Below are 14,657 nucleotides of genomic sequence, written 5' to 3'. Positions count from 1 at the left end.
TCTTATGCTCAGTTGAGCTGCTTGCGCAGCCAGGCAAAGGCTGGTTCACCATGAATCTCATGACCTCCGGTGAAGAAGTCCGCTTCTACCTGTCCGATATGATTCGCCGACCTGTAAATCGTCTGCAACTGGGTTAAAGCTAATTTTGTTCCGCGCGGGCCAAACAGATGATCAGCATCTCCCGATTCGAGGAACAGGCCACGAGGGGCAATGAGGCCCAGTAGGTCAGGCATCTCCGCTTCCAGCAAAATCCCTGGAATATAATTATCAAGGCAATGATTGCGTGTCAGAATACTGTCTGCGAAAGTATTGGCATACCCGCTTACGACCGCACAAGCGATTCGTTCGTCAAGTGCAGCTGTGAAGCCAGCCACCAGTCCCCCGCCGGAAATACCCATAATTCCAATTCGTTCATCCTTAACTTCTTTTCTTGTCTGCAAATAATCCAGTGCCCGCATGGTTTCGTAGATACGGTAGCCGGCCATTGTCTTCCCAACCATCAACAATGCGGATGACAGGCGGAAGCAGGAATTACGTCCAGGCTCCCCGCTTGTTAGGTCTTCTTCCAATCGTCTGTCCCCAAAGCCGAGCAGCTCCGGGGCTGCCACTACAAAGCCCTGTTTTACCAGTGAAACAGCGAAGTCTTTGTGCAGCCCTGGATCTCCCTGCCGATCCGATCCGTCCGGGTTCAAGCCTACGATCTCCCGGCTTCCATAGCCATGTCCATGAATGGCAAGAACGGCAGGAACAGGGGTAGAGAACGGCTGATCCGGGATCAAAAGATACAGCGGCATGCGCAACCCTTCATAGGTAGTTATCTCTATACGTTCACGGGTATACCCGGAGCAGACGGTTCGTTCCAGCAGAACCGGTTGCAGCTCCTCAGCTATTTCTGGAAAGCCACCTAACCGCTTCGTAAATGCTGTGCTAAGCTCATCACGCCATTGCTGAAAGGGTATGTCTTTGCTGAAAGCCGAGTTGCGTTGAGCTGAACCAGCTAGTTCTTTCATGTATTGTTCCAGAGGCTCCATCCGAAGTGCTCCTTCCTTAATATCCTTCAGGATGCCAGCCATCAAGCACGGTCAGCACCCTATACTCCGCAGCTTCCTGTGGAATCAGCTGCCGTGACCATGCAGCTCTGGCTTCGGGATTGGCTCCCGGTCCACTGCTGCCATATTCTTCATAGCGGCTAGTTTCCTCCCTGTCCGGCTGCCCCCAATTATGCCAGCCTTCGCCGATAATCGAACTGTCTATGACCGTGCGGATAAAAGCCACATGTGCATAAGGGCGCCAAGGTCGGCCAAGATACACTTCACTTACACCTTGACCGCCAGTAATTTCACAATCGAGGAATACATAACCAAACGGTGCGCCTTCAGGCGTTGATGCGGCTGTAATATATCCTCTGGAACGTTTGTTATGCAGCCGGCAACGTTCAAACAAAGCCGTAGCCGCGCCAAAAATATAATCCACATCGCCTTCAATGTAACATTCGTTATAATATTGCTTTCCTTGCCCTGTATACAAAGTATCCTGATCACCCAGCAGGCGTACACGCCGGAATACAGCATGACCAGCATCAACAAAAGCAGCCACCGCCTGGCCAGTGCCGGGACCTGATGCATTTCGAATGGTCAGATTTTCAGCGGTGAAATGCTCAGCGAATACATTCAGGGTACCGGATTTGAATGTGCCAATCGGCTCTCCGTCCGGACCTAAAGTGTGCGCGTTGTCTGACCACGTAATGATGGTGGAATTCGTGTCTTCCCCCAGTAGCAGAACCGGAGGCGTTCCCTGTTTCACTGTAATTTTTTCCTCGTAAATGCCGGGTTTGATCCGAATCGTCACTTCTTCCTTGTGTTCCTGTGGAATTGAATCCAACGCTGCCTGTAAACTACTGAATCCTTCGTCGACACTCTTAGAGACTGTAATTAACATCTGCGGCTCCTTTCCTATCAACCTGAGTTTATTCTATAATAACCGTAACGCTTCGTAAGAGAAGAGGAGAATTATGACTAGCCTGACTAGCCCCAATCACAAATATCATATTGAAGAAGACCGCTACAGCATCCAGCATATGAAACGTAAAGGCATCACTGCTATGCCACGTCCCCACAGCCATGACTTAGCCGAGCTGTACTATCTGATACAAGGGGAGCGGGTATACTTTGTGGACGACCGAGTCATTACGGTTCATAAGGGTGAGCTTATTCTTATCTCCGGCCGGGAGCTTCATTCCACAGCAAGCTCGGAAGTAGCCGAATTCGAGCGGATTCTGATCAACTATGATCCTGCTCTTCTACCGCCATCCCTGCAGAATGAAGCCATCTGGTTTCATGACCGCGGGTACCGCTTGTTCAAGCTGACCCTGCGCGAGCAGGACGAAGCGGAAATTCTAATGAACCGGATGCTGGAAGAATGCCGGTTGCAGCGCCCGTATTACGAAACCATCGTAATCGCTTTATTCTCCGAGCTGATGATTCTCCTCCAGCGTTCAGAGAGTATCTCACAAGCTGGAGGGACGAAACATCCGCTCCATCATCTAGTAACGGATGTAGCCACCTATATCCGTGATCACTACCGTGAGGCCCTTACTCTGGAAGAGACTGCGAGTAATTTTTACATTAGTCCTTCATACTTGAGCCGTGTATTTCACCGATTGACGGGTTTTCACTTTCGGGAATACATCGTTCATGTCCGCGTAAGGGAAGCCGAACGGCTGCTTGTCGGATCTACAGGCAAAATCCAGGAGATCGCCTCCGCTGTCGGATTTGAACATCTTTCCCATTTCAATAAAACATTCAAAAAATCAACCGGTTTGACCCCGCTCCAATACCGAAAAGAAGCAAGGTCACACCCACGGAAGTTCAAGACGGATTTCCATCATCCATAGAATTTTTTTATCTATCTGTAATCGTCAAATCTTCGGAATGAGTGAGCGTGACGTGGCTGCATCTATGCGCTGTTATCTTCGGCATTTCCGAAGTCTGCAACCGGATACGATCCAGCGTGAGCCCCGTGGCATGCCGCAGCACAATTCCCCGATCACTCACTGCGTGGAATTTTTCGATGGTTAGATCAGCAAGCGGCATCTCCGGCAGCCCGTTAACCAGTAGAGCGGTTGCCGCACCATGGCACACAATATTCTTCAGGGTAATCTTCCGAAATTGCGGAGTTTCCTCTGTAACCGAAAATAACTGCTCGTCATACCCTTCCGATCCTTCAACCCCTGCATAGAACATATGAAAGGATACAGCTTCATGGATGATGCCAGTCATGTTGATATTCTCCATTACAATATCCTCCACCACACCGCCTCTTCCCCGGGTGCTTTTGAACCGCAGGCCAATGTCCGTGCCGATGAACAGGCAGTCGCTAACTCGAACTGCATGGACACCTCCGGACATCTCGCTGCCGATCACAACGCCTCCATGTCCGTGATATACCGTGCAATTCCGGATGGTAATATACTGACAGGGCATTCCCCACTTACGGCCTTCCTCATCCTTGCCTGACTTGAGACAGATGGCGTCATCACCCACATCAAAGCTGCTGTGCTCAACTAGAGCATGCGTGCAGGATTCCAAATCAAGGCCATCCCCATTCTGCGAATACCAAGGATTACGTACCTGAACATTTCGTACGGTAATCTGCTCGCAGCCAATGGGATGAAGACACCAAGCAGGTGAATTCTGGAAGGTCGGCCCTTCCAGCAGCACCCGCCGGCAATTGCGCAGGCTAAGCAACGTCGGACGAAGATACGTACGAGCAGGCAGATAAGCCTCCATACTAGTTTCTCCCTTGTCCCACAGCTTCCGGCAGAAGTCCTCACCTTCCATGGCTTCCCGGGAAGGCCACCATACTTCGCCCTGCGGATCAAGCACTCCTCCAGATTCGATCAAACGCTCCCATTGCTTCTCGGTCATCTTAAACCGCTTCACTGGGCGCCAGCCTTCGCCACTGCCGTCGAATATCCCCTCACCGGTTATTGCCACATCGCTTAAAGCTTCTCCATCGAGCGGAGCCTGACAGCGCCAGCCGGCATTCCCCTCATAATGGGAAGAAAGTAACGGATACAAGGTATGATCAGGGTCAAACTGCACCAACGCTCCCTTGTCTACATACAGATTAATTCGACTACGTAAAGTAAGGGGTCCTGTGCGCCAGATGCCAGCGGGAATAACAACCTTTCCGCCTCCCGCCGAAGCGCAGGCATCCAGTGCAGCCTGAATAGCAGAGGTACATAGCGTTAATCCCCCCTCTTCTGCCCCATAATCCGTGATTGCAAAAGTCCGTTCGGGAATCTGGGGAAGCTCGGGAATCGGATACGTGTTAGTTACAAGATTGCTGCTCATTGAATTTCACCTCCTCCTATTACTCAAGTCCTTCATAGCTAAACCAGTCGAAATCGGCATAGCTTTCGCTCTTTGCGCCTTGAGAGCTTGTGTACATCCCGAGGTATGCTCCTGTGAATCCTCCGGCCAGATCGGTGCTGAGCACTCTGCCATCCGTCCGTTCACAGAAGGCTGTCCACTTGGCGGCTTCAGAAGCTCTGTAATAGAAGCTATACTCTTGTCCTCTGGCTTCCACCTTAAGCTGTACCTGATCCTGTAGATAGGGCACTGACGCCAGCAGCTGCTCGCTGCCACCCATCCGATGAATCAGCTGTAATACACGTTCGCCTGCCTCTAGCCCCAGTTCATAACGGAAGTGGTGATCCGCATTTTGGAGGAGAACAAGACCAGCTACTTCCCCTTCTGCAGCGGGACTAAACGTCATGTCAGTCGCCGCTCTGAAGCTCAAATGCTGCTGGCGTCTACCGATATAAGATGGATTGGCAATCTCCGAGAGCCGTTCTGGCTTCAGGCGAAGCCGTAGAACTCCAGGCTTGTCGGTGAGACTCCAGAATTCACCCCGCGGTGTCCGCAGGAAATTCCAGATCGGTGCCAGCTCATTACCTATAAACTCATCGCGCGCAGGCAATTCCGGCCATTTTGTCTCTGGCAAATCCGGAGCCTCCGTCTCAAATTCCAGCACCCCTTTACCGGGATTGACCACAGGCCATTCATTCTCCCAAATTACCGGTGTCAGGAAGGTTTCACGTCCCAGATTGCGGTAATAACCACCGCTGGTTCGTGAAGCCAAGCAGAACATCCACCAGTCACCATGCTGAGTCTCCACAAGCTCTCCATGACCCACATTAACAATAGGATACGCTCTGCCAAGATGGCGATGCGTCAGAATCGGATTGGCTTTATGGCCCTCATAAGGACCGGTCACACTCTTGCTTCTGGCAATCGTAATCGCATGAGTATGCCCGGTTCCGCCCTCGGCAATCAGCACGTAATACCAAGCGCCGATCTTATAAATATGCGGTCCCTCTTGCGCATGAGCTACCTTGAGTGCGCCTTGCCAAATACTATGCTTCGGACCGATTAGCTTCCCTTGGCTGAGATCAATCTCCTGCAGCCAGATATCCATATGCTTCGGATAATCCTGCCCTTCCGGCGGAACACGGTTGCCGGTATAATACACCTTGCCGTCTTCATCGAAGAACAAAGAGGAGTCAATACCGGGTGCATCCTCCAGCCATACAGGGTCAGACCAGTCTCCGGCCGGATCGGTTGTTGTTACATAAAAATTATGCTGGTTCTTGTCATTGTCAATAAAAGTGGTAATCATATAGAAAACTCCCTCATGATAGCGGAGCGTCGGTGCCCAAATACCCATGGAGGGAATCGAGTGATCCAGATTGAGCTGGGACGGGCGGTCCAGTACATGGCCAAGCTGGCGCCAATTGACCAGATCCTTGCTGTGGAAGATAGGAACGCCTGGGAAAAATTCAAAGCTTGAAGTCACAAGATAATAATCTTCACCAACACGGATAGCGGAAGGGTCAGGATAAAATCCCGGCAGCACTGGATTGTGGAATGTTCTCATTAAAAGTAATCCTCCTCAAAACAATTCAAATGTAAGCACCACCAATTATAGTTCGTATAAGTTTAACTTTCTTGTATTTTCTATGTTCTATTTCTTCATTTTTATACTTTCATGCTATATTGCCCATATTTCACTCCTTGTCAGCAAATAGCCTTTCCCTCTAGAATGGGTGTAATAGGATTTACCTGAAGGGGTGAGCAGCTTGGGAAAAAGAAAGAAATTGTACTCCCGCTTTTTTATGAGCCTAACCGCGATTTCAGTTTGCTGTATTCTAGTACTGGCTGTAGTGATCTTTTATTGGTACCGGAATATTACGATAGATAATGTCAACAAGGCGAACCAAAATGTACTGGTGAATACTGAAACCGTTTTTACAAACTATGAAGAGATCGTCCAGAACTACGCTATGGACTTCTATAGGAATCCAAACATCAACGCGCTCATGATGAATGGCGATACCAGCTGGAGCGACCAGTTGTACAGTGCCTTAAGCCAAATCCGCGGAGCATTGGTTGTGAACCAATATATGGAGAACGCCTACATCATGGGAGTGGATGAGCCTGTTGCCATGTTCGAAAACCTTCCGCTAAGCCCTGAATCCAAGCTGGAGCTATTCTCGAGAATGCGGGATAACATCATTGTTGAATCACCGTTTCTGTGGGAGGCAACCTTGAATAACGGTACCCCCATTACCCTGCTCACCGTGTTTTATAATGACCGGGCGTTTGTGAATAGCGAATATAATGGTGCGGTAGCACTGACCGTCAATTTGGGAAAGCTGCAGAATAATCTGTTTACGCAAAAAGAAGGCGAAGCCACCCGTTACGCTGTGCTTGACGGAAAAGCATCTGTGCTCATGCACAGTGCATTATCTGACATCCCTCTGGAAGAGGGCATGTTAAAGCAGGTGGTGTCCTCCACCTCAGAAAGAGGCTCTTTTGTCTATAAGGGAGGTGAAGAGCCACAGCTGATTACCTATGTATATTCTGCAGCGGACAAGCTGTGGTTTGTGTCGGAGACTTCCTACAAGGATAGCATCCGTGATATCTCCAATGCCCGTAATCTGATGACTGGCCTGTGCTTGGCCTTGATTGCCGCCGCATCTATAACCGCCAACCTGATCTCGCGGCGGATGTATAAGCCAATCGGCCGGCTCTTCGGCAATATCGCTCATCTATCTGGCAATGAAGAAGCGCTGAAAACCGGTGGCGATTTCGATACCGTAAGCCAGGAGCTCGAACAGATTGGCGTTAAGCTGGAGCAGCTAAAAAAAGAAAGCGATGATAGCGCCTTGATGCGGTGGCTGCTTTCCCCGCAGAGAACACCGGAGAACAGCGGGACACCCCTGATGAGCATAGCCGCTTCTGGGGGAGCATATTGTGTATGCGTGCTGACCGCTCTGGAGCCCGAACAACCTGAAGACTCCGACTTCCGGCATACTTTTGAGGAAAACATACAACAGATTGAACATGCCTTCTGTGAACTTGCAGCCATTCAATCCTTCCGCCCGCATCAAGGCACTGCTGTACTTATTCTGAGCGAGCTTCACAGCGGCAGCTTCGGCGATTACGCTTTGTACCGCGGCAAATGGGAAGAAACCGCCGCTCAGCTACAGCTTTCCGGAGCCTGCTGCGCCTTCGGAATCAGCGGGCTGACGGATGATTTAAACCTACTGAGGGCTAAATACAATGAGGCTGCGGACAGTCTGCAATATATTAAATTTCATGTGCAGCAGAACATCATCTTTGCCGATGATACGATCCACCTGAACAGCAGCCCAATGCCCGACAGTGCCCTTCAACCGGTACTGCAAGCCGTTAAGCAGACGGAACTCTCGAACCATATTCCGCAGGCAGTGGAGAGATTGCTGGCAGTAGCCTGCAGTTACCGCGTCGAGCCTGCCACCATCGCTTTATCGAGACTGGTCTTTGAGCTCAGTCGCACGGCTGAGCTTAATGCAGACGTCCAGCATTCCGGCTTTCTAGATAATTACCAGCATATCTGGCAGATCCAAAGCTATGACAAGCTATGGAATTGGATTGTAGACAGCTGTTATACCGCCCACGAGCGTATTGCCAGCATGAGCGCTGTACAGACCAAGAGCATTGCTGGTGAAGCCATTTGTTATATCAGAGATCATTATGATGACTCCAGGCTCTCCCTTAATGCCCTTGCTGACAAGCTATCGCTAAGTCCCGCTTATCTCAGTAGACTTATTGCCGACGAAGTAAACTGCAGCTTTCCCGATTTCGTTAACCTGCTGCGTCTGGAGCAGGCGCAGATGTTATTAGTCACTGAGCTTGACTTGGATATCCGGGAAATTGCCGAGAAAGTGGGCTACAACAGCAGCACCTATTTTACAACCCAGTTCAAAAAGCGTTATGGGGTTACACCTTCTAAATGGAGAATGAATCATATTCTACAGAAACAGAATCTTCCTGATTGACCCGCTAAAAGTAAGGAACAAAGGGGATGTCCCGGCAGCATTTTCATAGCCGGAGACATCCCCTTTTTGACTTTCAATGAATAACCCTCGCGCCGGCCTATACTATGAAATCCCCCTTTAAATCAGGCTTTTGAGCACCCTAAAAACATAAAAGTTCTGTCTTTTTCGTTTTTTTAAGCTGCCCTTTTCCGCTTTTTTTAACTTTTTTCCGTTTATTATGATAGCGTTTACATTCCGGGTGGATTTATGATTTTCATGTAAAGCGTTCTCCTAAAACAAGGGACGGAAATGACAACGCTAGTATAAAGGAGTGGACTGTTAATGATGCAAGAAGCTACATCGGAGACACAAGGAATGCCAAGTCCGGGAATCAGGACGGCCAAAGCCAAGAGCTTCCGTAAATCCCTAAGGAAGGACAGCTCGCTTTATTTGCTCGCTCTTCCGGGAATCATCATTCTAATTCTTTTTGCTTATCTGCCGATGAGTGGTCTGATTCTCGTCTTTAAAAATTACAACTTCAACGACGGAATCTTCGGCAGCCCGTGGGCCGGCTTCTCTAATTTCGAGTTTTTCTTCTCTAGTATGGAAGATTCTCTTAGGGCTACACGTAACACGGTGATGTTAAATGCGCTGTATATGCTAACCGGCACGTTTTTTTCAGTGGCCATCGCCATTATTCTAAATGAGCTGCGCAGCAAATGGTTTATCAAAATCACGCAGAGCGTCATGTTTTTCCCGTATTTTATTTCCTGGATTATTATCGGAGCCATTCTGTTCTCCCTGCTGGATTACGACAAAGGCATTATGAACCAGTTGCTCCAGACATTCGGCTTCTCCCAGGTTGACTGGTATTCCAGCCCTTGGCTGTTCGTAATCATTCTCGTGCTAGCGAATATCTGGAAAAGCGCTGGATACGGTGCCATCATCTATTATGCGGTGCTGCAAGGCATCGACACTTCCTATTATGAAGCTGCAAGAATCGATGGTGCCTCCAGATGGCAGATTATCACCAAAATTACGGTGCCAATGCTGATTCCGTCGATCATTCTGATGACGCTGCTGGGCATCGGGGGCATGCTGAAAGGCGACCTCAGTATGATTATGGGGGTAACGTTCCTGAATCCGTTGCTTCTGCCGACTACCGACATTATCGATGTGTATGTATACCGCACAGCCATCCGTTCCGGAGAATTCGGCTTTGCTTCAGCCATCACGCTCTATCAATCCATCTTTGGTTTCATTCTGGTGCTGGTGGCCAACAAATTAGCCGGCTGGTATGACAAAGACAGCAAACTATTTTAGGAGACTGATAAGATGCAAACTACCGAAAACAAAGGCCTGCTCATTTTCTTTTACATCTGTATTGCCGTATTTTCCGTAATCTGTCTAGCGCCGTTCATTCTGGCAGTATCCGGCTCCTTATCTACCGAATCCAGAATCGCCGCGGAAGGCTATTCGTTCTGGCCCAGAGGCTTTACCTTTGAAACCTATGAATTCCTGTTTGGCTCGAAGGCACAGCAGATTCTGCGGGCGTATTCCATGTCGGTGATCGTTACGGTGCTGGGTACCGTATCGGCCGTATTGGTGACCACCGCTTACGCTTATGTCATTTCCGTTAAAAGCTTCCGGCTCAAAAATTTCTTCGCCTTCTTCGCCTATTTTACAATGCTGTTCAGCGGAGGAACGCTGCCATGGTATCTGCTTAGCACCAAATATTATCATTTGGGCGATACGCTCATCGGCCTGTTCATCCCTTATGTGCTAAGCGTCTTTCTGATGTTTCTCATGGCTAACTATTTCCGCAGCATCCCGCATGAAATCGTGGAATCTGCGCAAATCGATGGTGCCGGACATCTGCGGATCTTCTTCAGCATTATGATTCCGCTGGGCCGCGTCGGACTGGTCACCATCTCGCTCTTTTACGCACTGCAATTCTGGAATGACTTCTATTTGCCACTAATGCTGGTATCCGATCAGGATCTCTATACGATCCAATATTTGATGTACAACATGATGGCGAACATTCAGTTCCTGGCTTCCGGCAATGCTGCTCAAGTTGGTGGAGCTATCATCGCACCGCCACTGGAGACAGCCAAAATGGCAATGACCTGTCTGACCGTTTTGCCAATCGCCATATTATATCCTTTTCTCCAGCGCTTTTTTGTCAAAGGCATTATCGTAGGTTCAGTCAAAGGCTAATTTCCAGCAAGGATGCCATATTATGTTCGGTTGCACCGGGTTTATGCTCCCCTACTTCTTGATGTACAATGGGACTTAAGGGAGCACGGCCTTTGCAATAGATGCCTCAAACATTATGATTCTATTTCAGGAGGGTTCATCATGAAAAAGAAAAAAGGTTGGTTAAGTTTGCTCCTCGCTGCGGTGTTCTTGGTAAGTGGCTGTGCTCAGGGCAACAATGAAAGCGCTCCCCCTAGTTCTGGAACTGGAAATGAAGGTACCTCTTCCTCTACGGATAGCGGTAGTAAAGACGGCAGCGCCTTGGCTCCTGCCAAATTGAAAATTGTGCTGTACGGGGATGAGTCCAACCGGATGAAGGAACTAGCGAAGACATCGTTCTACGACACTATTAAGAAAGAAATCAATGCTGAGGTTGAATTTCAGTTTCTTCCTTGGACCGAATATGGCGGCGGTAAAACTGATTTAATGCTGTCTACGGGAGAAGACTTCGCAACTTATACAGATGCCAATTACATGGTAAAATCTGTGGCAAAGGGGCTTTATGCCGACCTCACTCCGTATGCCGATGCAGCCGCTGATTTGAGTAAAAATGTGGACGAGGCCTCCTTCAAAGCCTTTCAGCTAGAAGGCAAGCAGTATGCGATCCCCGTCGGCAACAAACCGAATTCTGCGGAATTCTACAGTGCGCTAGTTAGACAGGATTTGCTTGAAGAAGCCGGCATGACACAGGTCACTTCACTGGGAGAATTAGAGCAGTTCTATGATAAGGTCCATGCCATTCATCCCGAACTGATCGGGTACGCTAACACCGATGCACGCAGACTCCTACAATATGATTACACGGACAAAAACCTCTATTGGCAAAATGATTTTATTGCCCTGGATGAGTCTGTGAAGGATGATCAAATTATTAGCTGGTTTGAAACCGAAGAGTTCAAGAGTTATGCGAACCTAATGCACGGCTGGTATGAAAAAGGAATCATTCCAAAATATGCCGCCACCAATGTCCCACAGCTGCAGTCTGACTGGAACTCCGGAAAAGCGATGTTCTGGGCCGGCACAGCAGCACGCCCATTCGAAGGTGCGGCAACCATCTCACAAGCAGTGCCTGATGCCAAACTGGTCAACTATTTCCTCGGCAGCGGCCGTCCAAAAATCAGCCGCGGCACTTACAGCACCGCCTTTTTTGTCTCCACCGCAGCTAAAGACCCTGAACGTTATATTATGTTCTTCAATCTGCTGCAAAAAAACCAGGAGCTGTACGACTTGTTCGCCTACGGGATAGAAGGAACAGACTATACGCTGGATGAAAACGGGCGTTTGACCAAAATAACCACTGATTCGCTGATCCCTGACTGGCTGCTGATGAACAAAAACTTCATGCGTTTCGACAACACGGTACCGGACGAGTTTATTGCAGAATATAAAGCTTGGGACGATGGAGCCATCATTTCCAAAGGTGCCGGCTTCAACTTTGACAATACACCCGTCAAGAATGAAGAAACGAAGCTGAACGGCGTATTCACTGAATACCTCGCTCCGATCGGCAGCGGCTTCAGTGATTATGACACCGCCTTTCCCAAAGCGCTAGACAGACTAAAAGCAGCGGGAATAGACAAATATATCGCTGAATACCAGAAACAATTTTCCGAATGGTACGCTAAGCAGCAGTAAGCACCGCCGCGGCAATTATCATCCCGGTCAAGAAGCGTGTCTCCATTAAGGAGCACGCTTCTTTTGGCCTTCGAACACCGTGATGAAAGCGGTATAATGGCCAACCTTGAATCAATACGACGGCGAGCAGGATAATTCAATCAAAATGATTACGTTTGGGGAATTTTCGTTGCTGATACTCTTAGAATTATTTTCAAAGTAACTTGAAGGATAAGAGGGAAACTGCTCATTGGTTAAAAGCGCAAAAATAAAAATTTAAGCGGCATTTTATAGTGGAGATATACTCGTTATAGGTTAATACTATAAATATTATTCCTATTATATATTAGACCAATAAACGCCTATAGCGCTATTATGTTATTTATAATAATAACTCTCGCCAATTACCTGATCTTCAAAAACTTTACGAAATCCACCATGAGCAAGGGTTTGAAATACTTGGTTTTCCTTGTAACCAATTCAACGAGAAGGAGCCAGAAAGCAACTCAGAAGTACATGAATATTGTGAGAGCAACTTTGGAGTTAAGTTTCCATTATTTGAGAAAGTTGAGGTTAGGGGACCGTCTGCCCATCCTTTATTTCAATATCTAACACAGCAAGCACCATTTCAAGGATTCGATACTGAGACATCAGGCGGTAAATGGATGCAGGATTTTCTGCAGGAAAAGTATCCGGACATATATGCCGGCGATGGGATGAAGTGGAATTTCTCGAAGTTTTTAATCGATAGAAACGGTCATGTATACGGTAGATACGAAACAACGACTGAACCTTTTGACATAGAGCCATTTATTGAGTCACTTCTTTTAAATTAAATGAATCCGATTGGTAATTTAACCCACAGAGAACGATAGTTTAACTTAAAGGGTTTACATATTGGGCATGCAAAACATTTAGAACCCTTTATGTTATTTAAATTTCATTTCTTACTTTGATTAAATAATATTAAGTCAGAATAAATTGTATTAATAAGATAAGATATAAGCCAATAACCAGCAATACATAAAGAATTGCCTGTCCTCCCCCCCTATGATTAGTTAAGCCAACCTGTAAGGAAAAAAAAGAGCATTGTGGTACCCACACAGATAAGGAGCAATAGCTCCAAATTTTTTTCAAATAGATGTTTTATAAACCATAGATAACTTACAATGCACAACAAAAGAACAGCACTATAAAAAAACAAGGAATCATAATGAGTTACAAATAGGCTCCCTCCACCAATAGAAAAGACTATACCTATAACTAAAAACCACATTCCCACTCCAATCGCAGCACTTAAAGCAATAAAAAAGAAACTCATTATCATATTTATGCTCCCTTGGCTCGCTTCTCGCTTCTCGGTTTCCACATTTTCCCTCTCCATTTTTTTATCGGATTACTCCCTTTATTTATGTATATATCTTTGCTGCCTGACGACGATACCGATTTCTTTCAACTGAAGCACCATCTTTTTGTCTTCAATAAAAAGACAACCTTCTTCAAGAAGGTTGTCTCTTATGTGATCAAGCGCTTGCTTGTAAGCTAAGCAAACTCCCCATCGTAAGTTCTTATTCACTAATCGCTGCGTTGTCGTATAAGTCAACCAATTCATCGAAGGAGGTAATAATGACATCAGAGCCCTTCAGCTCATCCTGACGTCCGAAGCCTGCATAGGCGCAGCCGATTACGGTCTGGCCATTTCCTTTACCTGCCTGAACATCAGAAGAACGATCCCCAACCATCCAGGCACTGCTGATACCATGATTATCCAAAAGAATACGTAGCAGCTCGGTCTTAGTCGCAGTGCCTTGACCTCCCGCACTATACAAGCCTTCGAACAACGCCTTAAGCTCATGCACCACAACGATGCTGTGAATGTAATCCTCCAGCCCGTTGCTAGCCACAAACAGCTTCACTCCGCGCTCTTTAAGCGCTGTCAGTGTCTCAACCACCTGTGGATACAGTAGTGTGCCTCCGGCTTCAAGCCCTTCAATCTCCAGCTGCAGGAGCAATTCATCCGCCCGGCGGTGCACGGCTTCATCTGCTTCAGGCATAACATTCTTCCAAATGTCTGCCAGCAACATCCCTAAGCAGCCTAGAATACGTTCTTCTGGTGGTGTAGGTCCTACGTATAGTCCCTCTTCCCGCAAAATATCGAACATTTTATGATATGCAGGCAATAAAAGACTTTCAGTCTGGAACAATGTTCCATCCATATCAAATACAATCGCTTCTGGCTTGTTCAGTTTCGCATGAACCACGTTTTGTTCCGTTCCTTGTACTTCGTTACTCATCTGTTGTTCCTCCCCATTCTGTTCAGCTTCAGGTAAGACATTCATCTGTGCGATATTTCCAGTACAAGCCCTATGATATATGAAATCGCTTTGTAATGTCCATACTCTTAGCTTTTTCTGTTGCA

At 47.6% G+C, this 14,657-nt stretch carries 12 protein-coding genes and 1 pseudogene; 6 read left to right on the top strand and 7 right to left on the bottom strand.

Features of this window, described 5'->3' with window-relative positions:
* Positions 1-8: 8 nt before the first annotated feature.
* A complete protein-coding gene (locus MHH50_RS09400) occupies positions 9-1,073 on the bottom strand; it encodes an alpha/beta hydrolase family protein (RefSeq protein WP_254848713.1) in 1,065 nt (354 codons plus the stop codon).
* Complete coding sequence (locus MHH50_RS09395; RefSeq protein ID WP_076191130.1) at positions 1,048-1,938, bottom strand: pectinesterase family protein; 891 nt, start codon at positions 1,936-1,938, stop codon at positions 1,048-1,050. The genes MHH50_RS09400 and MHH50_RS09395 overlap by 26 nt, the downstream gene beginning before the upstream one ends.
* 73 nt (positions 1,939-2,011) lie before the next feature.
* Between MHH50_RS09395 and MHH50_RS09390 the strand changes: the two genes are divergently transcribed.
* Entirely contained in the window at positions 2,012-2,893 is an 882-nt protein-coding gene (locus MHH50_RS09390; protein ID WP_076281029.1) for an AraC family transcriptional regulator, read from the top strand.
* A gap of 7 nt (positions 2,894-2,900) precedes the next feature.
* On the opposite strand, the gene MHH50_RS09385 is transcribed toward MHH50_RS09390, so the two are convergent.
* Both MHH50_RS09385 and MHH50_RS09380 read right to left on the bottom strand, forming a co-directional pair.
* On the bottom strand, positions 2,901-4,355 hold the full coding sequence (locus MHH50_RS09385) for a glycoside hydrolase family 28 protein (protein ID WP_076281030.1): 1,455 nt from the start codon (positions 4,353-4,355) through the stop codon (positions 2,901-2,903).
* 19 nt (positions 4,356-4,374) lie between these two features.
* The gene (locus MHH50_RS09380) at positions 4,375-5,940 is read right to left on the bottom strand and encodes a glycoside hydrolase family 43 protein (RefSeq protein ID WP_076124862.1); all 1,566 of its coding nucleotides are present in this window, start codon (positions 5,938-5,940) and stop codon (positions 4,375-4,377) included.
* Positions 5,941-6,142: 202 nt separating this feature from the next.
* On the opposite strand from MHH50_RS09380, the gene MHH50_RS09375 reads away from it, so the two are divergent.
* The 5 genes and pseudogenes from MHH50_RS09375 to MHH50_RS09355 form a co-directional block, all read left to right on the top strand.
* Entirely contained in the window at positions 6,143-8,386 is a 2,244-nt protein-coding gene (locus MHH50_RS09375; protein WP_340034230.1) for a helix-turn-helix domain-containing protein, read from the top strand.
* Between the two features lie 321 nt (positions 8,387-8,707).
* Positions 8,708-9,688, top strand: a complete 981-nt coding sequence (locus tag MHH50_RS09370) for an ABC transporter permease subunit (protein WP_340034229.1) — start codon at positions 8,708-8,710, stop codon at positions 9,686-9,688.
* Positions 9,689-9,700: 12 nt separating this feature from the next.
* Positions 9,701-10,585 carry a carbohydrate ABC transporter permease gene (locus MHH50_RS09365; RefSeq protein ID WP_038569639.1) on the top strand — a complete coding sequence of 295 codons (885 nt, stop codon included), beginning with the start codon at positions 9,701-9,703 and terminating at the stop codon, positions 10,583-10,585.
* A 141-nt stretch (positions 10,586-10,726) separates the two neighbouring features.
* The gene (locus MHH50_RS09360; RefSeq protein ID WP_076184258.1) at positions 10,727-12,259 is read left to right on the top strand and encodes a DUF3502 domain-containing protein; all 1,533 of its coding nucleotides are present in this window, start codon (positions 10,727-10,729) and stop codon (positions 12,257-12,259) included.
* A gap of 389 nt (positions 12,260-12,648) precedes the next feature.
* Positions 12,649-13,074: pseudogene (locus MHH50_RS09355) on the top strand (glutathione peroxidase); the annotation flags it as partial.
* 218 nt (positions 13,075-13,292) lie between these two features.
* Here the strand turns inward: MHH50_RS09355 and MHH50_RS09350 are convergent.
* From MHH50_RS09350 to MHH50_RS09340, 3 genes are read right to left on the bottom strand one after another with little or no spacing between them, the layout of a single operon-like run.
* Positions 13,293-13,607: a hypothetical protein gene (locus MHH50_RS09350; RefSeq protein ID WP_076304368.1), complete on the bottom strand. Its 315-nt coding sequence runs from the start codon at positions 13,605-13,607 to the stop codon at positions 13,293-13,295.
* A gap of 36 nt (positions 13,608-13,643) precedes the next feature.
* Positions 13,644-13,814 carry a hypothetical protein gene (locus MHH50_RS09345; protein ID WP_340034228.1) on the bottom strand — a complete coding sequence of 57 codons (171 nt, stop codon included), beginning with the start codon at positions 13,812-13,814 and terminating at the stop codon, positions 13,644-13,646.
* Entirely contained in the window at positions 13,807-14,532 is a 726-nt protein-coding gene (locus MHH50_RS09340; RefSeq protein WP_340034227.1) for an HAD hydrolase-like protein, read from the bottom strand. Before MHH50_RS09340 ends, MHH50_RS09345 begins: the two co-directional genes overlap by 8 nt.
* Positions 14,533-14,657 lie beyond the last annotated feature (125 nt).

Source organism: Paenibacillus sp. FSL H3-0302 (genome assembly GCF_037982245.1).
GTDB lineage: Bacteria > Bacillota > Bacilli > Paenibacillales > Paenibacillaceae > Paenibacillus_AQ > Paenibacillus_AQ odorifer.
The sequence above is the reverse complement of the archived record's forward strand: the minus strand, read 5'-3'. Positions and strand labels throughout refer to the sequence as shown.